Origin of the sequence: Bradyrhizobium cajani (genome assembly GCF_009759665.1) — a bacterium.
GTDB classification, from domain to species: domain Bacteria; phylum Pseudomonadota; class Alphaproteobacteria; order Rhizobiales; family Xanthobacteraceae; genus Bradyrhizobium; species Bradyrhizobium cajani.
Genome location: NZ_WQNE01000002.1, coordinates 152,603 through 171,543 on the forward strand (window position 1 = coordinate 152,603; position 18,941 = coordinate 171,543).

The following is an 18,941-nucleotide window of genomic DNA, read 5'->3' on the forward strand; positions in this document are numbered from 1 at the left end:
GATCTGGCGCAGTTTCACGGAACCGTGTAGAGCGGTTTCATGAGCACCAGCAACGTCAATGTCGTCGTCCACCCCCTGGTCCAGCACAAGCTCTCCCTGATGCGGGAGAAGGACCGCTCGACCAAGAGCTTCCGCGAGATCCTGAACGAGATCGGGATGCTGCTCTGCTATGAGGTGACGCGCGACCTGCCGCTGGAGCTGGTCGAGATCGAGACGCCGATCGCGCCGATGCAGGCGCCGAAGATCGCCGGCAAGAAGCTCACGCTGGCGCCGATCCTGCGCGCCGGCGTCGGCTTCCTCGACGGCATGCTGGCGCTGATGCCCTCGGCGCGCATCGCCCATATCGGGCTCTACCGCGACCCCGAGACGTTGCAGGCCGTGGAATATTACTTCAAGGCGCCGCAGGACCTCTCCGACCGCACCGTGATCCTGATGGACCCGATGCTGGCGACCGGCAACTCGGCCTGCGCCGGCGCTTCCCTGCTCAAGGCGCGTGGCGCCCGCGACATCCGCTTCGTCTGCCTCCTGGCCGCGCCGGAGGGCATCGCGCAGTTCCAGAGCGAGCATCCCGACGTACCGGTCTGGACCGCCGCGATCGACGAGCGGCTCAACGACCATGGCTACATCGTGCCGGGCCTGGGCGACGCCGGCGACCGGATGTTCGGCACCAAGTAGACAGCTCTGCGCGAGCGGGTTACTCCGGTTGCCATGAGCGCCAAGGAATTTTCGCTGCAATCGCTGATCGGCACGCCCGCTGGCAATCCCGCCTTTGTGTTCGACGGTGCGCCCATCTCGTGCGCCGAATTCTCAGGAAAGGTCGACCAGGCCGCGGCCTGGCTTGTGGCCCAGGGCATCGGCAAGGGCGACGTCGTCGCGGTCTGGCTGGTCAACCGGATCGAATGGGTCGCGCTGCTGTTCGCCGCCGCGCGGTGTGGTGCGGTGGTCGCCGCCGTCAACACACGCTACCGCAGTGCAGAAGTCGCGCACTTGCTCAGGGTATCCGGCGCCAGGCTGATGGTGGTCGAGGCCGCGTTCCGCTCGATCGACTTTGCGGCCATCCTCGCCGATGTCGCCAAGGACGAGGTTCCTGCGTTGCAGAAGCTCGCCGTGGTCGGTGCGGATGCGCTTTCGGCCCAATGGCCGTGCGTACGCTTCGACGCCTTCGACAGGCCCTACCCGCCGGCGCCGCCAGCACAGGACGACGTCGATCTGCCGGTGCTGCTCTATACGACATCGGGCACGACCAAGGGGCCGAAGCTCGTTGCGCATTCGCAGAGAACATTGGCCACGCACGCCGCCTCCGTCGCCACGGCCCTAAAACTCTCGCCGCAGCGTCACTCGCTGCTGGCCATGCTCCCGTTCTGCGGCACCTTTGGCATGACCAGCCTGCTCGCCTTCATCGCGGCGGGCGCAACCATCCATGGGCTCGACGCCTTCGAAGCCGCGCCGGCGCTGAAGATCCTCGGCGAACACGGAATCACGCACACCTTCGGCTCCGACGAAATGTTCCGCCGCATCCTCGCGCTCACCGATGCACCACGCCCGTTTCCGCATCTCGAAGTCTGCGGCTTTGCCGCGTTCCAGCCCGGCTGGCGCGAGCTTGCCGCGGAGGCCGAGGCGCGCGGCATGCCGCTGTATGGCCTGTACGGTTCGAGCGAGGTGCAGGCGCTGTTCTCGATCGGCCGCAGCAGCGATGCCTTCGCCGATCGCATCGAAGGCGGCGGCTGGCCGATGTCGCCGGACGCGAAAGTCCGCGTCCGCGATGTCGAGAGCGGCGAGCTCGCGGTCAACGGCTTTTCGGGTGAGATCGAGATCAGCGCGCCGTCGCGCTTCCTCGGCTACTTCAACAATCCGGACGCGACGCGCGAAGCGATCACGGCCGACGGGTTCTTCCGCACCGGCGACATCGGCCGGCTACGCGGCGACGGCGCCTTCGTCTACGAGACCCGCGCTGGCGATGCGATGCGGCTCGGCGGCTTCCTGGTTGCGCCCGGCGAGATCGAGGACGAACTCAAGTCGTGCACCGGTGTGGCCGATGCGCAGGTGGTTGCGGTCGACCTGAAGGGTCAGGCACGTTGCGTCGCCTTCGTGATCCCGGCTGGAGAGCCGCCACGGCAGGAGGCGCTGGTCGCACGCCTGCGCGAGCGACTGGCCGGCTACAAGGTCCCGGCGCGAATTTACGTCGTGGACGCCTTCCCCGTCACCGACAGCGCCAACGGCGTCAAGATCCAGCGCGCCAGGCTCCGCACCATGGCCATGGAACGGATCGCCTCCGAATAGGCCCGCCTATTTCAAATAGCTCGCGAGATTGAGGCTCAGGATCTTGGCCAACGCCGAATAGGACGCGGTGAGCTGCGCCTGGTAGGTCGAAAGCTGCGCCGTGATCGCGGCGACGTCGACGCCGGTGAGATCGTTCGACAAGCTCTCGGCGTAGCTCTTGTAGTCGCTCTGGCGGGCGCTCGCGCTCTCGATCGAGGACGCCGCGCTGGACAGCTTGGCCTGCACTGCCGCGGTGTCGTCGAGCGCCGTGCCGGCGAGATCGAGCGCGCTGGAAATGTCCGAGGACGACAGCGAGGTGCTGTTGGCGACGAACTTCAGCACCCGCATCACCTCCTCGAACGCCGGATTGTCGGCGGTCACGCCGTACGACACCGTCTCATCCGAGGCAACGCGCACCGAGGCGATCTTGTCATCCCCGTTGTAGTAGCTGGTGTCGGCCGTGGTGGTGGAGCCGGTGCCGGACGAGAAACTGGTGAGATCGACCGGCGCCGTATCGGTCTTGCCGCCGGCGAAGACATACTGGCCGTCATATTGCGCGTTCATCAGCGAGCCCATCTCCTCCAGCATCTGCTGGGCGGTGGTGATCACCGAATTCGTCTCGGTCGAGCTGCCGGTCGCCTCCTATCCCGCGATCTGGGAGGGCTATCTGCTCGATCAGGCTCGGAGCCTGACGTCGTCGCAGGTGGCGCTCGACACCGTATGGCTGCCGCGATCCTATCACGCGATGAAGGGCGACCTCGGCTCGCCGCGCGCCACCATCCTGCATGACAGCAGACGACGACATTGGACCTCGGTCCCGATCCCGGCTTTGCAGGCATCGTGCGCTCGGCCGGCCGCACCGGCGCCCGCGACGCCTTCATGGTGATGACCTCCACGGCAGACACCGCCAATGGCATCGCCGTCATCCTGCGCGATATCTCCACCAGCGATGCAGGCGCGGTCGCCGCAACGGTGGAAGCCGTGACCGGCGCCTATGCCGCCAATTGCGGCGGCTACGGCCGGCTCGAACTGTCGCTCTGTGCCTGGCAGGACGATGTCGGCGCCGCGCGCGGCGCCGCTGGCCTGGCCCGCTACCGCATCCTGGAGATCGCGCCGGGTCAGCGCATCGCCAATGATTTCTTTGCCGCCCATGCCTCCGACAATGCGGCCATGACCGCGCGCCATCTCTTCCCCTGACGGACATCCCAGATGCTCAAGACCATCATCCTGCTCACCGACACCGTTCAACAGCAGCAGCCACTGGCCAATCTGCTTCGCGAGCACAATGGCGAGCTCGCCTTCTGCTCGGCGCTGCGCGCGTCCGAGATCGACCCGGACGTATTGAGCGAGGCGCGCGCCTGGTGTCCTTTGCCGCCGACGTCGCCGTCTCGGAAAGGTTCCTGCTCCAGCTCGGCTATGGCGCCTACAAGTTCTACGCAGCGCCGGTGCAATATCCCGGCTTGCCGCCGGCACCCGACCAGAGCGATGACGATCCTCGCTGCTACTCCGTGATCGCGCAGTCGATGACGATCTGGCCTGATTTCAAGAAAGTGGTCGGCCTGGAAACCGTGACGATCCCGGACGGCACCATTGCTGCCGAGCGCGAGCGGCTGGTGTTCTCGCGCCTGGCGCATCTGGTCTGGCAGATGTCGGGCATGATTGCCGGCGAGGCGACGGATCTGCCCGGAATCATCGAATCCAGCGAGTACCAGCGTCCGACGCTCGCAATGATGAACTGACGCCGCTAGAAGCGCAGCCGCGCCGACAGCGCGTCGCGGTGCTCCGGCGCAGCAATCGCGATCATGCGGCGCGCACGCTCGGCAAGGCCACAGCCGCGCAGCTCCGCGACCCCAAATTCGGTGACAATGGCGTCGACGTCGGCGCGCGGCGTCGTCACGGTCTCGACCTGAGCGACGATCCGGCTCGCGCCATCGGGCGCCGTCGCCGGCAGCGCGATGATCGCCCTGCCGCCGGTGGACGCGTTGGCGCCGCGCACGAAATCGAGCTGTCCGCCGATCGCTCCGATCGTAACGCCATTCAGCGTCTCGGCGTTCACGCTGCCATCGAGCCCGACCTGAAGCGCCGCGTTGATCGCTGTCAGCCGGTTGATCCGTGCCAGCACGTCTTGGCCGTGCGTGTATGACGTCGGCCGTACCGCGACCGCCCTGTTCTGATGCACGAAGCGGTAGAGCCGTTGCGTGCCGATCACCTGGTTGGTGACCGTGATCCCGGGATCGATGCCCTTCCCCGCATTCGTCACCGCGCCGCGCTCGATGAGGTCGACGACGGCGTCGTTGATCAGACCGGAGTGGATGCCGAGATTGCGTGCGTGGGACAGCGAGGACAGGATCGCGTCCGGAATCCGGCCGACGCCGAACTGGAGGGTGCTGCCGTCGGCGATTAGGTTCGCGGCATGTGCCGCAATGCGCCGCGAGACGTCATCGAGCGGCATTGACGCCAGTTCGACCGGCGGACGGCGAGCCCCCACGCGCAGGTGGATCGGAACATCCTCCGGCCATTCCGCGCCGAACGTAAAGGGCGCATCCGGATTGATCTCGGCAATGACGAGGCGCGCACTGCGCGCGGCATCGATGACATAGTCGTTGGAGAGGCCGGCGCTGAGCCGCCCCTCCAGCTCTGCCAGCTGCACCAGAACGACGTCGGCCTTGCGGCGGCACGCGGCGAAGTCGGCGCAGAAGGCGCTGTAGTTGCTCGGGATCACGTCGAGCCGCCCGCCCCTCGCAAGGCCTCGCGCATTTCCGATCACGCCATAGCTCTGGAACGAGACGTTGGGGGCGTGGCCCGCGGAAAACGTGTCCGAAAAGATCGGCCCGACCATCATGCGGAACGCGGGCAGATGCCCGGCCTGGGACATCAGCGCTTCCGTCAGCGTGACCGGCTCTGCCGTCGCCTGCCCGCACACGACGAGATCGCCTTCCCGGATCACGTTGGAGAAATCGATGGTCGATGGCTCCCCGGGCATTGCAAACTCCGTTGGACGATCCGGAGGCAAGATCAGTCTGACTTCTTAGTACGATTTGGCGAGGCCAAGCACCTTTTCCGCGATGAAGCTGAGCGCGAGCTGCGGGCTGACCGGTGCGATGCGCGGGATCAGGATCTCGCGCAGGTAACGCTCGACGTGGAATTCCTTGGCGTAACCAAAACCGCCATGGGTCATCACCGCCTGCTCGCACGCCGAAAAGCCGGCCTCTCCCGCCAGATATTTCGCGGCATTGGCTGCGGCACCGCAGGGCATGCCCTTGTCGTACTGCCAGGCCGCCGACATCACCATCAGCCAGGCGGCCTCGAGCTCGACCCAGTTCACCGCGAGCGGATGCTGGATGCCCTGGTTCTTGCCGATCGGCCGGTTGAACACCACGCGCGTCTTGGCATACTCGGACGCGCGCGACAGCGCGAGCTTGCCGAGCCCAACGGCCTCCGCGGCGATGAGGATGCGCTCGGGATTCATGCCTTCGAGGATGTATTCGAAGCCGCGGCCCTCCTCGCCGATCCGATCCTCCATCGGAATCTCAAAGTCCTCGAAGAACAGCTCGTTGGAATCGACGATCTTGCGGCCCATCTTCTCGATCTCGTGGACCTTGATCCTGTTGCGGTCGAAATCGGTGTAGAACAGGCTGAGGCCGTGGGTCGGCGAGCGCACCTCCTCCAGCGGCGTGGTGCGTGCCAGCAGCAGGATCTTGTGCGCGACCTGCGCGGTCGAGATCCACACCTTCTGGCCGTTGACGATGTAGCGGTCGTTCTTGGCGACCGCGCGGGTCTTGAGCTGCGTGGTATTGAGGCCGGTATTGGGCTCGGTGACGGCGAAGCACGCCTTCTCGCGGCCCTCGACCATCGGCGGCAGCATGCGCTTGCGCTGCTCCTCGGTGCCGAACACGACGACCGGATTGAGCCCGAACACGTTGATGTGCACCGCGGAGGCGCCGGACATGCCGGCGCCGGATTCCGCGATGGTGCGCATCATGATCGCAGCTTCCGTAATGCCGAGCCCGGAGCCGCCATATTGCTCCGGCACGCAGATGCCGAGCCAACCGGCATCGGCCAGCGCCTTGTGGAAGTCGTGCGGGAAGCCGCCGTCGTGGTCCTTCTTCAGCCAGTAGGCATCGGGAAAGCCTTCGCAGATCTTGGCGATGGCATCGCGAATGGCTTCCTGCTGATCGGTGAGCGCGAAATCCATGTTCTTGATCTCCTTATTGGGAGCCGCCAGCTCCGATCCTAGCGCCCCATCTGCGAGGGCAGCCAGAGGATGATAGACGGAAACGCCACCAGAATTGCGATCGCGATCAGATGGGCGATGAAATGCGGGAAAGTGCCGTGAAACACCTCCGCGACCGGCCGCTTGGCGTAGCGGGCGACGATGAAGCAATTCAGGCCGACCGGCGGCGTGATCATGCCGACTTCGGCCGTGACGATCTTGATGACGCCGAACCAGATCGGATCGAAGCCGAGCGTCTTGATCAACGGCAGCACGATCGGCACCGTCAGCACCAGGATTGCGATCTGGTCCATGAACGAGCCGAGCACGATATAGCCGCACAGGATCAGCGTGATGATGACCCAGCGCGAGGTCTGCAACGAACCGATCCAGGCGACGAGATCCTGCGTGACGTGGGTGAGCGTGAAGAAGTAGCCGAAGATCGAAGCACCGACGAGGATCGTGACGATCATGCAGGTGCCGTGGCAGGCGCTGAGCAGCGCACGGTAGAGCGTGGCCGGCGTCACTCTGCGCTTGGCAACGGCAAGCGCCAGCGCTCCCGCAGCGCCGAGAGCAGAAGCTTCGGTCGGCGTTGCCACGCCGAGATAGATCGTGCCGGTGACAAGCGAGAACAGCAGCGCCATCGGGCCGACCTGCCACAGCAGCGAAAACCGCTCGCGCCAGGAGACCGGCTCGACCCGGGGGGCCCGGGACGGGTCCTGCCAGACCAGGAAATAGATCGTCGCCATGATCGTGGCGGTCACGAGCGCCGCCGGAATGATGCCGCCGATCAGCAGCTGCCCGATATTGACCTCCGCGAGCAGACCGAAGATCACCAGCGCCACGCTGGGCGGGATCAGCATGGCCAGCGTCCCTGAGATCGCAACGACGCCGGCCGCCATCTTGGGCTCATAGCCCTGGCGGATCATCGCCGGCAAGCTGGTTGACGAGAGCGTCGCGGCCGACGCCGTCGAGGTGCCGCAGATCGCACCGAAGCCGGCGCCAGCGAGCGCGGTCGCCATCCCAAGCCCGCCGGGAATGCGGCCGACCCAGGCGGAAGCCGCCTTGAACATGTCGTCGGCGACACCGGACAGCAGGACGAGATCTGCCATCAGCAGGAACATCGGGATGGTGATCAGTTCGTAGGACGACACCGTTGAAAGCGGCGCCGTCTGGAGAATGCCGAACAGCGTGCCGGTGCCGCCAACCATCAAGAGGCCGACCGCCCCGGAAAAGCCCATGGCGAAGCCGACCGGCGTGCCGATCGCCAGCAGGAGAAAAAGCAGTCCAAGCACGAGGATGACTGTCATCGATGCCGCCGTTATTCGAAGGAGTGGGCTTCGCCGGTCTCGCTCACGGGCGGCAAAGGAAAGAGGTCTCGCCCCGAGATGAGGCTGAGGACGTTACCGAGGAGCTGTAGCGCCAGCCGCAGCACGAGCACCCCGCAGCCGAACGGCACCAGCGCAGCCGAGATCCAGGTCGGCCACGCAATGGCGCCGGCAAGCACATCATTCTGTTCGTAATTCTCCAGCGCGCGCTCGAACCCGACCTTGCAGATCAGGATGAAGACGAACAAGCCGGTAAGCGCGGTGACGATCTCCGACAGGCGCCGGCCCGCCGGCGGAAAGCGCGACAGCAGGATGTCCACGCCGACATGCGCGTGCACGCGCAAGGTGTCCGACAGCGTCAGGAAGAACACGCCGGCCAGGAGATAGAGGCCGATCAGGTCGTAGGTGAAGGAGAACGGGCGGTTCAGGACGTAGCGCATGAACACGTCGGCCACCACCAGTGCCATGATCGCGAAGAGAGAGATCGCTGCGATCACCGTCAGCGCACGCTCCAGCGCGCCGAGCACATCCGTTGCCCGCTTGATCATCCCTGGCGTCTCCCTATCCGCTTCGATCCTGCCGTGTTATTTGGCGCCGCCGGCGGCAAGCAGGCCTTCGAATTCCTTGAGCGCTGCGGACGCCTGCTTGCCGCGGCTGTCCAGCCCGGCGGCCCATTCCTGCGCGACGCCCTTGAGCTTTTCCTTCATCTCCGCGCGCGTGGCCTCGGGGAGCGCGGTGAAGCTGATGCCCTCGTCCTTCATCTTCTGCCGTGTGACGTCCAGCTCCTTGTCGACGTCGGCGCATGCCTTCGGCGTGATCGCTTCGGACGCTGCGTCCATCGCCTTCTTCACATCCTCAGGCAATTTGTCCCAGACCGATTGGTTGACCGAGTAGGCGACGATGAAGCTGCCGAAGCTGACGCCGTCGGTCGCGTGCTTGACGAGCTTGTCCAGGCCATAGGCGACGACGCTGTCCAGGGGGAACAGCAGCCCGTCCATGGTGCCGCGCGACAGTGATTCATAGGCATCCGGCGCGGCCATGCGCACCGGCACTGCGCCGAGCGTGCGCACGGTCAGATCCTGCGCGCCGCCGGTGGTGCGCAGCTTCAGGCCCTGCATGTCCTTGATCGTCTCGACCTTCTGCTTGGCGGTCCACACCTGATAGGGCGGCAGCGCCACGGCCATCAACAGCCTGATCTTGTTGGGCGCATATTCGCGGCTCGCCAAAATGCCTTCCCGCGCGGACTTCCAATAGGCGAGCGTGCCCTGGCAACTGGTTTGGAACGCGCCCGGCAATTGCGCGACCTCCGAGAGCGGCATCTTGTCCGAGACGTAGGACGGTCCGACGTAGCCGATGTCGACGACGCCGGACTGGGTCAGCCGCAGCATGTCGGCCGCCTTGCCGATCTGCTGGTTCGGATAATGGGTGAAGGTCACTGCGCCGTTGGTGCGCTTGGCGACGTCATCCATCCACGGCTTGAGCATCAGGCGGACGAGATAGTGGTCGGCGGGAAAGGAGTCGGCGACCTTCAGCTCCAGCGCCTGGGCCGACATCGTGGCGACCGGCAGCGAGAGAGCGAGCGCTACGGCAACCCAGACCAGATTTCTCGTCATTCGATCCTCCCAGACCCGTCCCAAGCCGAAGGCGGCAGCCCGCCTGTTCGTTCGGCCCTCAGTCTACTTCTTGCTTGAGAAAAATGTACATATATGTGAATTTAAATGTCAAGTATATGAACTATGCATAGAGCTATGCGCCTTCTGGGTTACTTGGCGAATTGACAGGCCGAATTCCTAAATCCTAACTCCACGTATATGAACACGCGAGGCCCTATGGGACCGCTTGCCGGCTTCACCATTCTCGACCTGACCTCTGTGCTGATGGGCCCCTACGGCACGCAGGTGCTGGCGGACATGGGCGCCGACGTCATCAAGGTCGAGAGCCCAGAGGGCGACATCGTTCGCCAGATCGGTCCCGGCCGGACGCCCGGAATGGGCGGCATGTTCCTCAATGCCAACCGCGGCAAGCGCAGCATCGCCCTCGACCTCAAGAAGGCGGAAGGTCGCGAAACGCTGCTGCGGCTGGCCAAACACGCCAATGCGCTGGTCTACAATGTGCGCCCGCAGGCGATGGCCCGGCTCGGGCTCGATTACGAGACGCTTGCCGCGATCAATCCCGCCCTCGTCTATGTCGGCGCCTTCGGCTACGGCCAGTCCGGCCCCTATGCCGCAAAGCCCGCATACGACGATCTGATCCAGGGTGCCGCGACGATTCCGACACTGCTGGCGGCGGCCGGCGATGGCACGCCGCGCTACGTTCCCGTCACCATCGCCGACCGCATCGTCGGCCTGATGATGGTCAATGCGCTTCTAGGCGGGCTGATGCACCAACAACGCACGGGTATCGGCCAGCGCATCGACGTGCCGATGTTCGAATCCATGACGGAGTTCGTGCTGGTCGATCATCTCGGCGGTCTCACCTACGATCCGCCGCTCGACCATGGCGGCTACGCCCGCCTGCTCTCGCGCTATCGAAAACCCTACAAGACCAGTGACGGCTACCTCTGCGTCCTCATCTATAACGACAAGCACTGGCGCAGCTTCTTCGAGGCGATCGGGCAACCGCATTTCCTCGATCAGCCGCGCTTTGCCAATCACGCCGCGCGCACCAGGAACATCGACGAGATCTACGAGGAGATCGGCCACATCTTCGCAACGCGCACCTCCGCCGAATGGCGTGAGCTGCTGGAACGCGTGGATATTCCGGTGATGCCAATGCATACGCTGGAGACAATCATGAACGACCCGCATCTCAATGCGGTCGACTTCTTCAGGACGATGGATCATCCCGTGGAAGGCCGCATCCGCCAGATGCGGGTGCCTTCGACCTGGAGCGTGACGCAGCCGGAGCCGGCCGGTCCCGCACCGACGCTGGGCCAGCACGGCCGCGACATTTTGCGCGAGGCCGGTTTCTCGACTGAGGAGATCGAGCAGCTCGCAGAACAAAAAGCAGTTCACCTGGCGGCGCCGCCTTAGGCGAGCGCCGGCCGGAATCGTAACGACAGGGAGGGAACCGCGATGGCCGGACTTTATTTCGAGGACTTTTCCGTGGGCCAGGAGTTCAGGCATCCGCTGACCCGGACCGTCACGGAAATGGACAACACCATGTTCAGCCTGCTGACGCTCAATCCGCAGCCGCTGCATATCGACGCGCATTTCTCCGAAAAGACCGAGTTCGGCCAGCGCATTTTCAACAGCCTTTACACCCTGGGCATCATGATCGGCATGACGGTCTATGATACGACCCTGGGGACAACGGTTGCCAATCTCGGCATGACCGACGTGACTTTTCCGAAGCCGGTCTTCCATGGCGACACGTTGCGGGCGACGACGAAGGTGCTTTCGGTGAGGGAATCCAAATCGCGTCCCAAGGCGGGCATCGTCGAGTTCGAGCACCACGCCTTGAACCAGAACGACGAGATCGTCGGCAAATGCCGCCGCATGGCGTTGATGCACAAGAGGCCGGTCTGATGCGTTCCATGCTGTTCGTGCCGGGCGATTCCCCGCGCAAGTTCGAGAAGGCGAGCGAAGGCAAGGCCGACGCGCTGATCGTCGATCTCGAGGATTCGGTCGTTACCGAGAAGAAAACGGAGGCGCGCGGTCTGACGCTTCAGATGCTGAAGAGCCGTCCCGGCCCGCACCAGCTCTATGTCCGCGTCAACGCGCTGGACACCTGCATGACGCTCGCCGATCTCGCCGCGGTGATGCCGGGCAAGCCCGACGGCATCGTGCTGCCGAAATCCCAAGGCGGCGACGATGTGCGCCAGGTCGCCACCTGGCTCGAAGCGCTCGAGGCGGCAGCCGGTATCACGGTCGGCACGACCCGGATCGTCTGCGTCGCGACGGAGACCGCAAGCTCGATCTTCGGGCTCGGCAGCTACAAGGGCTGCTCCCCTCGCCTCGCCGGCCTGATGTGGGGCGCGGAAGATCTCTCGGCTTCGCTCGGCGCCACCGAAAAGGCATCAGGCGGCGCGTTCCACAGCCCCTATCGCCTCGCACGCGATCTCTGCCTGATGGCAGCGGCCGCGGCCGAGGTCGCGCCGATCGACACGGTCTATACCGACATCGACAACCTGGCGGGCCTCGAGCAGGAAACGCGCGCGGCGCGGCGCGACGGTTTTTCGGCGAAGGCGCTGATCCATCCGAAACATGTCGACATCGTCAACGCGGCCCTCGCGCCGACGGAAGCAGAGCGCAGCTGGGCGGAAAAGGTGATCGCGGCGTTCGCGAGCAATCCCAATTCCGGCACGCTGCGGCTCGACGGCATGATGATCGACAAGCCGCATCTTCGCGCCGCGAAGAAGATCCTCGGCCAGCCCTAGAGCAGGACGCAAAGAACCGCCATGATCGTTCGCCAAGCCGCAAACGTCCTGGAGATCATGGAATTCTTCGCACAGACGAGGAAGCCGGCGACGCTTGCCGAGATCGCGGATCATTTCGGCTGGCCGCGCTCGTCGACCTTCAACCTGCTCGCAACGCTGTCTGAGAAAGGCTACCTCTATGAGCCGCGACCGCGCGCCGGCTTCTATCCGACGCCGCGGTGGCTGGCGATGGCCCGGATGATCTCCGAGGTCGAGCCGCTGCCGGGCTGGACGCACACGCTGATCTCCGATCTCTCCGCCGAGACCGGCGAGACCGCCTCGATCGTCGCCCCGGCTGGCGTGATGGCCGTGTTCATCGACGTCGTCGAGTCCAGCGCCGCGATCCGCTATTTCGCGACCATCGGCCATCGCGTCCCGATCCACGCCACTGCCAGCGGCCGCGCGCTGCTGCTGCAATATTCGCAGGAGGAGCGCGACTCCGTCTATCGCAAGATCGAGTTCAAGCAATACGGCCCGTCGACGCCGATCAGCATCGAGGCGGTGGAAGCGGAGCTGCGCAACTCGATTCAACGCGGCTATTGCCAGAGTTTTGGCGACTACAGCCGCGATCTCGCGGGGGCTGCGATTCCCTTGCCGATCGGCGATCGCCGCCTCTCCGTCGTCGTTGCCGGCCCGGAATTCCGCATCGGCCCGAAGGTCAGCGAGGTGGCCGCGCTGATTGCGCGGACGGTCGATCGGCTGCGGCCGAAGACCACCGCAGCCTAAAGCTAGAGCCTCATTCGAATCCCTGAATGGGCGGCGTCGAAGTCTGCGCCGGCGCCGCAGGAGCAGCCTGGACAGGCTGCACCGCGGGCGCAGCTTGCACCGGCGGATTGCTGGCAGCTCTCATCTGGCCGTTGGCGGCCATCGCGTCGCGTGTGCGCGACGGAGCGCCTGTCGCGGCTGCGCGATACGCCTCGCGGCGCGGCGGCTGCCGGTGTCTCGCCGAGCGCGAATCTCGCGCGCCCCAGGACCGGGCGATGGCAGGTCCGGCGGTGTAACCGACCACCGCGCCCGCGACGGCACCGATCGGACCCAGCACGACCGCGCCTGACACCGCTCCCAGCGCCGCAGCACCGGCGCGCTCCTGCGCGATGGCGCTTGCAGGCACGCTAACCAATATCACGACGGCGGTGATCAGAGCTTTGTTCATCGGAGTGCCTCCCTCACGGGAAATCACTCCTGCTCAAATATGGCCACACGAGGTTCGCTTGCCGGCCAACAAAGGGCAATGGCCAATGGAACCAGGGTCACAGCGCTTCCGCCGCAACCGAGGTTGCACGCTGGCCACTCAGCGCAACTGCTAAACGATCTTGATCGACATGTCCGGGAGGCCTTCGAGCTTGCACAAGAGCACGTCGCCCTTCACCACCGGGCCGACATTCTCCGGCGTACCGGAATAGATGATATCGCCGGCCTTGAGCTCGAACGCTTCCGACAGCTTTGCGATCTGCTCGGCGACGCTCCAGATCATTTTGCTGAGATCGGAGTTCTGCTTGACCGTTCCGTTGATCGCCAGCGAGATCGCGCCCTTCTCGAAATGGCCGGTCTTGCTGGCCGGATGAATTGGACCGAGCACGGCAGCGTGATCAAAACTCTTGCCGATCTCCCAGGGCTTCTTCTCCGCGGCCATGCCGTTCTGGAGATCGCGCCGGGTCATGTCGAGGCCGAGCGCATAGCCATAGACATGGTCGAGCGCCTTGTCGGCCGGGATGTTGGTGCCGCCGGATTTCAGCGCGGCGACCAATTCGACCTCGTGATGATAGTTCTTGGTCAGCGACGGATAGGGGTGATCGGCGATCTCGCCGATCGCGACGTTCTGGATCGCGTCGGTCGGCTTCTGGAAGAAGAACGGCGGCTCGCGGTTCGGGTCCGAGCCGCGCTCGATCGCATGTGCGGCATAGTTGCGCCCGATGCAGTAGATGCGGCGCACCTGGAACACCTGGTTCTCGCCGACGATCGGGATCGTCACCATCGGCACCGCGAACATCGGCTTCGGCCCGGCCTGTGCGGCGGCCGGTGCGACCTCGGCCATCGAAACGGCGGTGGCCGCTGCAGCGGTTGCGAGCAGATCACGTCGCGTGGGTGAGGTCCTTTTCATCACGGGTGCTCCCTTTGCCTTTCCTTGGGCAGCGTCATGCGCGCCGATCCGGCTGATAGTCGATATTTGGTGTGCCAGCAACACTGGTGGACGCGGCCAGCCACATCGGCCTGCGGCGACGGCGAGATGAAATGGAGATAGAATTATCGATAGGGGCAAAGGCGAGGGTTGTCCCTTATGCATTTGGACCTTAGCGCGCATGAAGAAACATCGCACCGCGCATGATGGCCAGGGATCCCGAACGTGCCGGACCGGTCGCGCAGCAGCGGGCGCGATGACGATTGCGCTGCTCACGGCGGCGACCTCATGCGCGGCGCACGCCGGCGACGGGACCATCGCGGCGGCGGAATTGAAGGCGATCGGAGCGATCGAGGCGCGCTTTCAATCCTACAACATCGAGATGGTGGAGGTGACGGGCGGACGGTTCTGGAAGCCCTATCCGCGGACGGCAGGTGCCTTCGACCAGCGGGATCGTTACAGCGCGAGACCGCCGATCGATCTGACCAATGCACGCCTGCGTCTGCTCGCCGCCTCCCTGTCACCGGCCTATCTGCGCGTGAGCGGCACCTGGGCGAATGCGACGTTCTTCGCCGACGCGCCGGGAAGGCCGCCGCCGGGCTTCAACGCCGTGCTCAGCCACGAGCAGTGGCGCGGCGTGGTCGATTTCGCGCGTGCGACTGACGCGGAGATCGTCACCTCCTTTGCGATCAGTCCCGGCAGCCGCGATGCGGATGGCAGGTGGCAACCGGATCAGGCGCAGCACCTGGTCGACGCCACACGCGCGCTGGGCGGCCGCATCGCGGCCGCCGAATTCATGAACGAGCCGACGCTCGCAGCGATCGGCGGTGCACCGGCGGGATACGACGCGACCGCCTATGGCCGCGACTTCAGGATCTTCCACGAATGGATGCGGCGCACCGCGCCGGAGACGCTGATCCTCGGGCCAGGCTCGGTCGGCGATGCGCCATCGCCATCCGGCCCGGGCATCACCACGCGCGACCTGCTTGCTGCCTCCGGCTCCGGCGTCGATCGCTTCTCCTATCACCACTACAACACGATCTCGCCGCGCTGCGGCGGGCGCGATGATCCGGCACAGGCGCTCTCGGAGGAATGGCTGGCGCGCACTGATGCGACACTCAGGATCTACCAGGCTCTGCGCGACACATTCGAACCGGGCAAGCCGATCTGGCTGACCGAGACGGCTGATGCCGCCTGCGGCGGCGGCCGATGGGACCGGACCTTTCTCGACACGTTCCGCTATCTCGACCAGCTCGGACGCCTGGCGAGGGCCGGCGTCCAGGTGGTGATGCACAACACGCTCGCCGCCAGCGACTACGGTCTGCTCGACGAGGCAACGTTCCGGCCGCGGCCGAGCTATTGGGCCGCGCTGCTCTGGCGCCGGCTGATGGGAACGATCGTGCTCGATGCAGGCAGGGCTGCTCCGCACGATCTCCATCTCTATGCACATTGCCATCGGGCCATGGGAGGTGCGGTATCGCTGCTCGCGATCAACACGTCGCGCCGCGCATCGCACGCGCTGACGCTATCGGATTCCGCCGACCGGTACACACTGCACGCGGCGCGGCTCCAGGGCCCGACCGTGCAGCTGAACGGCAAGACGCTCGCGCTCACCGCCGATGGCAGGCTGCCCCGGCTCGGGGCACGCGCAACGCCGGCGGGCGCGATCCGGCTCGCGCCAGCGACGATCACCTTCCTGGTGTTTCCGAACGCCGCAAATCCCGCCTGCTTGGCACGACGCTCAGGACTTTAGCGAGTCCCGCGCCGTCTCCGGCGCCATCAGCGTTGCGATGATCGTGACGATAGACAGCGCGATGATGTAGACCGACACTGCCCAGTACGAGCCGGCCCATGCGAGCAGCGCGGCCGCAATCAGCGGCGAGAAGCCGCCGCTCAGCGCCGCCGCGACGTTGGCGCCGAGCGAAGCACCGCTGTAGCGCACCTGGGTGCGGAACAATTCCGGCATGAACGCGGCCTTCGGTCCGAACAGCAGCGCATGGGTCAGCGTCATCGTGACGACGAGCGCGAGCGTGATCAGCGCCGGCTCCCTGGTGTCGAGGAACCAGAACAGCGGAAACGCCAGCGCCACCGAGAACACGCCGCCGGCCAGATACAGCGCCTTGCGACCGAAGATGTCCGAGAGCCAGCCGGCGAGCGGCAGCGTCGCGAACTCGACGATCGCGGCATAGACCACAGCATCGAGGATCACCTGGCGGGGCAGGCCGAGCTTGGTCGTGGCGTAGACCACGGTGAAGACGGTGAGGAGATAAGCGAGCCCGACCTCCGAGACCGTGATGCCGATCGCAAGCAGGAAGCTGCGCCAGTCGCGGCGCAGCACTTCCCATACCGGCTGTGCCAGCACCTCTTTCCGCTCGACCACCTCCTTGAAGTGCGGCGTCTCCGCGAGCTTGAGCCGGACGATGAAGCCGACGCCGACCAGCAGAATGCTGATCAGGAACGGCACGCGCCAGCCCCAGCTCAGGAAGTCCGCTTCGGGCAGTTTCGTCATGAGACCGAAGATGCCGGTCGAGGCGGCGACGCCGACGGGGAAGCCCACCTGCACCAGGCTGCCGTAAAAGCCGCGGCGGTTGCCGGCATGCTCGATCACCATCACCACCGCGCCGCTCCACTCGCCGCCGAGGCCGATGCCCTGGACGAAGCGGAGGCACACGAGCAGGATCGGCGCCCAGACGCCGATCTGGCTGTAGGTCGGCAGGCAGCCGATCAGGAAGGTGCCGAGCCCCATCGCGATCATGGTCGCGACCAGCATGGTCTTGCGCCCGAGCCGGTCGCCATAATGCCCGATGATCGCGCCGCCGATCGGGCGCGCGACGAAGCCGACCGCATAGGTCGAGAACGCCGCCAGCGTGCCGACGAAGGGATCGAAGCTCGGGAAGAACAGCTTGTTGAGCACGAGAGCTGCGGCGGTGCCGTAGATCAGGAAGTCATACCACTCGATCGCGGTGCCGAGCGCACTCGCCCACACCACATGCGCCGTCGTCGATCTCTCCGCCGCCGCGGAGACCCCCGTTGCTGCCGTCATGCCCTGCCCCAAAGATTCGGTGAGCATCATGGCCAATCGCGATCGCGGTTGCAACTTGCGGGGGTGTTGAAACTCACACAGATCACGTCGCGAGATTATTCCGCACGACTCCCTCAACGCCCGTCATTGCGAGGAGCCCTTGCGACGAAGCAATCCAGACTGTGGCCACGGAAAGACACTGGATTGCTTCGCTGCGCTCGCAATGACGATGCCGAAACAGACGTGCCCTCCCGCCCCGGAGGAACCTGCCTCTGTTTCGAATTCGCCATTGACAAACTCATTCATCAATATCTAATTTACCGCCAGAATAACCCGCCGCGCCAAGCGGCCAATAAGAGAGGGAACAACGATGAGAGGGCTTCTGGCCTGCGCCATGCTCGCGGCCATGACTTCGGCAGCCATGACTTCAGCCGCCACCGCGCAAATCTCCGACGATGCGGTGCGGATCGGCGTGCTGACGGATCTGTCGAGCTGGGGCCGCGACAACAGCGGGCCGGGTTCGGTCGAGGCGGCGAAGATGGCGGTGGAGGAATTCGGCCCGACCGTGCTCGGCAAGCCGATCGAGATCATCAGCGCCGACCATCAGATGAAGACCGATGTCGGCGTGCAGATCGTGCGCGGCTGGTTCGACAACGGCAAGGTCGATGCCGTCGTCGATATCCCCAATTCCGGCATCGCGATCGCCGTGCACAACATGGTGCGCGAACGGGGCAAGATCGCCCTGCTCTCCGGCCCCGGCGCTAGCTCGCTCACCGACGAGCTGTGCAGCCCGAACACCGTGCATTTCACCTACGACACCTACGCGCTGTCGAAGGTCACGGCCTCCGCCGTGATCAAGGAGGGTGGAAAGTCCTGGTACTTCATCACCGCGGATTACGCCTTCGGCCAGCAACTCGAGAAGGATGCAACCCGCTTCATCAACGAGATGGGCGGCAAGGTGCTCGGCGGCGTCAAGCACCCGACCAACACCGCCGACTTCTCCTCCTTCGCCCTCCAGGCGCAAAGCTCGAAATCCGATGTGGTCGCCTTCGCCAATGCCGGCCAGGACACCGACAACGCCATCAAGCAGTCGGGCGAATTCGGCCTCGTCCAGGGCGGCCAGAAGCTGGTCGGCCTCCTGATGTTCGACACCGACGTGCACGCGATCGGCCTCAAGGCCGCGCAGGGCACCTATATGACCACGGCATCATACTGGGCCATGGACGAGGCGACCCGCGCCTGGTCGAAGAAGTTCTACGAGCGCACCAAGGTGATGCCGACCATGATCCAGACCGGCGTCTACGGTTCGGTGCTGCATTATCTCAAGGCCATCAAGGCCGCCGGCACCGACGATCCCGCCAAGGTCATGGCCAAGATGCGCGAGCTGCCGATCGAGGATACATTCGTTCACGGCGGCAAGTTGCGCGAGGACGGGCGCGTCGTCCGCGATGTATCTTGCCAAGGTGAAAACACCCGAGCAGTCCAAGGAGCCCTGGGACTATCTCGACATCGTCAAGACCGTGAAGGGCGAGGACGCCTTCCGTCCGGTCTCGGAGTCCAAATGTCCGCTCTTGAAGAAGTGA

The 18,941-nt window shown here is 65.1% G+C and carries 17 protein-coding genes and 3 pseudogenes; 11 read left to right on the plus strand and 9 right to left on the minus strand.

The genetic code is table 11. The annotated features are described in order from the left end of the window. Positions 1–39: 39 nt before the first annotated feature. On the plus strand, positions 40–675 hold the full coding sequence (gene upp / locus GPL20_RS03380) for a uracil phosphoribosyltransferase (protein WP_157327718.1): 636 nt from the start codon (positions 40–42) through the stop codon (positions 673–675). A gap of 33 nt (positions 676–708) precedes the next feature. After that, positions 709–2,280 carry an AMP-binding protein gene (locus tag GPL20_RS03385; protein ID WP_157327719.1) on the plus strand — a complete coding sequence of 524 codons (1,572 nt, stop codon included), beginning with the start codon at positions 709–711 and terminating at the stop codon, positions 2,278–2,280. Positions 2,281–2,286: 6 nt separating this feature from the next. On the opposite strand, the pseudogene GPL20_RS03390 reads toward GPL20_RS03385, so the two are convergent. Then, positions 2,287–2,898: pseudogene (locus GPL20_RS03390) on the minus strand (flagellin); the annotation flags it as partial. On the opposite strand from GPL20_RS03390, the gene GPL20_RS38660 reads away from it, so the two are divergent. From GPL20_RS38660 to GPL20_RS03400, 3 genes are all read left to right on the plus strand, one after another. Then, positions 2,861–3,145 (plus strand): hypothetical protein, encoded by a 285-nt coding sequence (locus GPL20_RS38660; RefSeq protein ID WP_167532861.1) that lies wholly within the window; start codon positions 2,861–2,863, stop codon positions 3,143–3,145. The pseudogene GPL20_RS03390 and the gene GPL20_RS38660 overlap by 38 nt on opposite strands. Continuing rightward, positions 3,064–3,456: a hypothetical protein gene (locus GPL20_RS03395; protein WP_157327721.1), complete on the plus strand. Its 393-nt coding sequence runs from the start codon at positions 3,064–3,066 to the stop codon at positions 3,454–3,456. Before GPL20_RS38660 ends, GPL20_RS03395 begins: the two co-directional genes overlap by 82 nt. Positions 3,457–3,620: 164 nt before the next feature. Continuing rightward, positions 3,621–3,998, plus strand: a complete 378-nt coding sequence (locus tag GPL20_RS03400; protein ID WP_246250081.1) for a hypothetical protein — start codon at positions 3,621–3,623, stop codon at positions 3,996–3,998. Positions 3,999–4,003: 5 nt separating this feature from the next. Here the strand turns inward: GPL20_RS03400 and GPL20_RS03405 are convergent, their stop codons facing one another. The 5 genes from GPL20_RS03405 to GPL20_RS03425 are packed head-to-tail and all read right to left on the minus strand — an operon-like array spanning position 4,004 to position 9,413. Next, positions 4,004–5,242 (minus strand): acetyl-CoA hydrolase/transferase family protein, encoded by a 1,239-nt coding sequence (locus tag GPL20_RS03405; protein WP_157327723.1) that lies wholly within the window; start codon positions 5,240–5,242, stop codon positions 4,004–4,006. A 45-nt stretch (positions 5,243–5,287) separates the two neighbouring features. After that, entirely contained in the window at positions 5,288–6,454 is a 1,167-nt protein-coding gene (locus GPL20_RS03410) for an acyl-CoA dehydrogenase family protein (protein ID WP_157327725.1), read from the minus strand. Between the two features lie 38 nt (positions 6,455–6,492). Then, positions 6,493–7,782, minus strand: coding sequence for a TRAP transporter large permease (locus GPL20_RS03415; protein ID WP_157327727.1), 1,290 nt, complete (start codon positions 7,780–7,782; stop codon positions 6,493–6,495). Positions 7,783–7,793: 11 nt separating this feature from the next. Then, a complete protein-coding gene (locus tag GPL20_RS03420; protein ID WP_157327729.1) occupies positions 7,794–8,348 on the minus strand; it encodes a TRAP transporter small permease in 555 nt (184 codons plus the stop codon). A gap of 36 nt (positions 8,349–8,384) precedes the next feature. Next, positions 8,385–9,413, minus strand: a complete 1,029-nt coding sequence (locus GPL20_RS03425) for a TRAP transporter substrate-binding protein (protein WP_167532869.1) — start codon at positions 9,411–9,413, stop codon at positions 8,385–8,387. Between the two features lie 216 nt (positions 9,414–9,629). Between GPL20_RS03425 and GPL20_RS03430 the strand changes: the two genes are divergently transcribed. From GPL20_RS03430 to GPL20_RS03445, 4 genes and pseudogenes are all read left to right on the plus strand, one after another. Beyond that, on the plus strand, positions 9,630–10,832 hold the full coding sequence (locus GPL20_RS03430; protein ID WP_167532870.1) for a CaiB/BaiF CoA transferase family protein: 1,203 nt from the start codon (positions 9,630–9,632) through the stop codon (positions 10,830–10,832). Positions 10,833–10,859: 27 nt separating this feature from the next. Then, positions 10,860–11,327: pseudogene (locus GPL20_RS03435) on the plus strand (MaoC family dehydratase); the annotation flags it as partial. Further along, positions 11,327–12,178 (plus strand): HpcH/HpaI aldolase/citrate lyase family protein, encoded by an 852-nt coding sequence (locus tag GPL20_RS03440; RefSeq protein ID WP_167532871.1) that lies wholly within the window; start codon positions 11,327–11,329, stop codon positions 12,176–12,178. The pseudogene GPL20_RS03435 and the gene GPL20_RS03440, both read left to right, overlap by 1 nt. A 21-nt stretch (positions 12,179–12,199) precedes the next feature. Further along, entirely contained in the window at positions 12,200–12,943 is a 744-nt protein-coding gene (locus tag GPL20_RS03445) for an IclR family transcriptional regulator (RefSeq protein WP_157327738.1), read from the plus strand. 10 nt (positions 12,944–12,953) lie between these two features. On the opposite strand, the gene GPL20_RS03450 is transcribed toward GPL20_RS03445, so the two are convergent. Together GPL20_RS03450 and GPL20_RS03455 are read right to left on the minus strand one after the other, a co-directional pair. Continuing rightward, complete coding sequence (locus GPL20_RS03450; RefSeq protein WP_157327740.1) at positions 12,954–13,370, minus strand: hypothetical protein; 417 nt, start codon at positions 13,368–13,370, stop codon at positions 12,954–12,956. Positions 13,371–13,520: 150 nt separating this feature from the next. Then, a complete protein-coding gene (locus GPL20_RS03455) occupies positions 13,521–14,318 on the minus strand; it encodes a fumarylacetoacetate hydrolase family protein (RefSeq protein WP_157327742.1) in 798 nt (265 codons plus the stop codon). A 274-nt stretch (positions 14,319–14,592) separates the two neighbouring features. Between GPL20_RS03455 and GPL20_RS03460 the strand changes: the two genes are divergently transcribed. Further along, a complete protein-coding gene (locus tag GPL20_RS03460) occupies positions 14,593–16,089 on the plus strand; it encodes a glycosyl hydrolase family 79 N-terminal domain-containing protein (RefSeq protein WP_167532872.1) in 1,497 nt (498 codons plus the stop codon). Here the strand turns inward: GPL20_RS03460 and GPL20_RS03465 are convergent. Beyond that, on the minus strand, positions 16,078–17,379 hold the full coding sequence (locus tag GPL20_RS03465; protein ID WP_157327746.1) for an MFS transporter: 1,302 nt from the start codon (positions 17,377–17,379) through the stop codon (positions 16,078–16,080). The genes GPL20_RS03460 and GPL20_RS03465 overlap by 12 nt on opposite strands. Before the next feature lie 349 nt (positions 17,380–17,728). Here GPL20_RS03465 and GPL20_RS03475 point away from each other — a divergent pair. Continuing rightward, a pseudogene (locus GPL20_RS03475) lies at positions 17,729–18,941 on the plus strand (ABC transporter substrate-binding protein).

Coding starts and splice junctions, on each gene's coding strand:
- upp (WP_157327718.1), top strand. CDS start 40: ATGAGCACCAGCAACGTCAATGTCGTCGTCCACCCCCTGGTCCAGCAC.
- GPL20_RS03385 (WP_157327719.1), top strand. CDS start 709: ATGAGCGCCAAGGAATTTTCGCTGCAATCGCTGATCGGCACGCCCGCT.
- GPL20_RS03405 (WP_157327723.1), bottom strand. CDS start 5,242: ATGCCCGGGGAGCCATCGACCATCGATTTCTCCAACGTGATCCGGGAA.
- GPL20_RS03410 (WP_157327725.1), bottom strand. CDS start 6,454: ATGGATTTCGCGCTCACCGATCAGCAGGAAGCCATTCGCGATGCCATC.
- GPL20_RS03415 (WP_157327727.1), bottom strand. CDS start 7,782: ATGACAGTCATCCTCGTGCTTGGACTGCTTTTTCTCCTGCTGGCGATC.
- GPL20_RS03420 (WP_157327729.1), bottom strand. CDS start 8,348: ATGATCAAGCGGGCAACGGATGTGCTCGGCGCGCTGGAGCGTGCGCTG.
- GPL20_RS03425 (WP_167532869.1), bottom strand. CDS start 9,413: ATGACGAGAAATCTGGTCTGGGTTGCCGTAGCGCTCGCTCTCTCGCTG.
- GPL20_RS03430 (WP_167532870.1), top strand. CDS start 9,630: ATGGGACCGCTTGCCGGCTTCACCATTCTCGACCTGACCTCTGTGCTG.
- GPL20_RS03440 (WP_167532871.1), top strand. CDS start 11,327: ATGCGTTCCATGCTGTTCGTGCCGGGCGATTCCCCGCGCAAGTTCGAG.
- GPL20_RS03445 (WP_157327738.1), top strand. CDS start 12,200: ATGATCGTTCGCCAAGCCGCAAACGTCCTGGAGATCATGGAATTCTTC.
- GPL20_RS03450 (WP_157327740.1), bottom strand. CDS start 13,370: ATGAACAAAGCTCTGATCACCGCCGTCGTGATATTGGTTAGCGTGCCT.
- GPL20_RS03455 (WP_157327742.1), bottom strand. CDS start 14,318: ATGAAAAGGACCTCACCCACGCGACGTGATCTGCTCGCAACCGCTGCA.
- GPL20_RS03460 (WP_167532872.1), top strand. CDS start 14,593: ATGACGATTGCGCTGCTCACGGCGGCGACCTCATGCGCGGCGCACGCC.
- GPL20_RS03465 (WP_157327746.1), bottom strand. CDS start 17,379: ATGACGGCAGCAACGGGGGTCTCCGCGGCGGCGGAGAGATCGACGACG.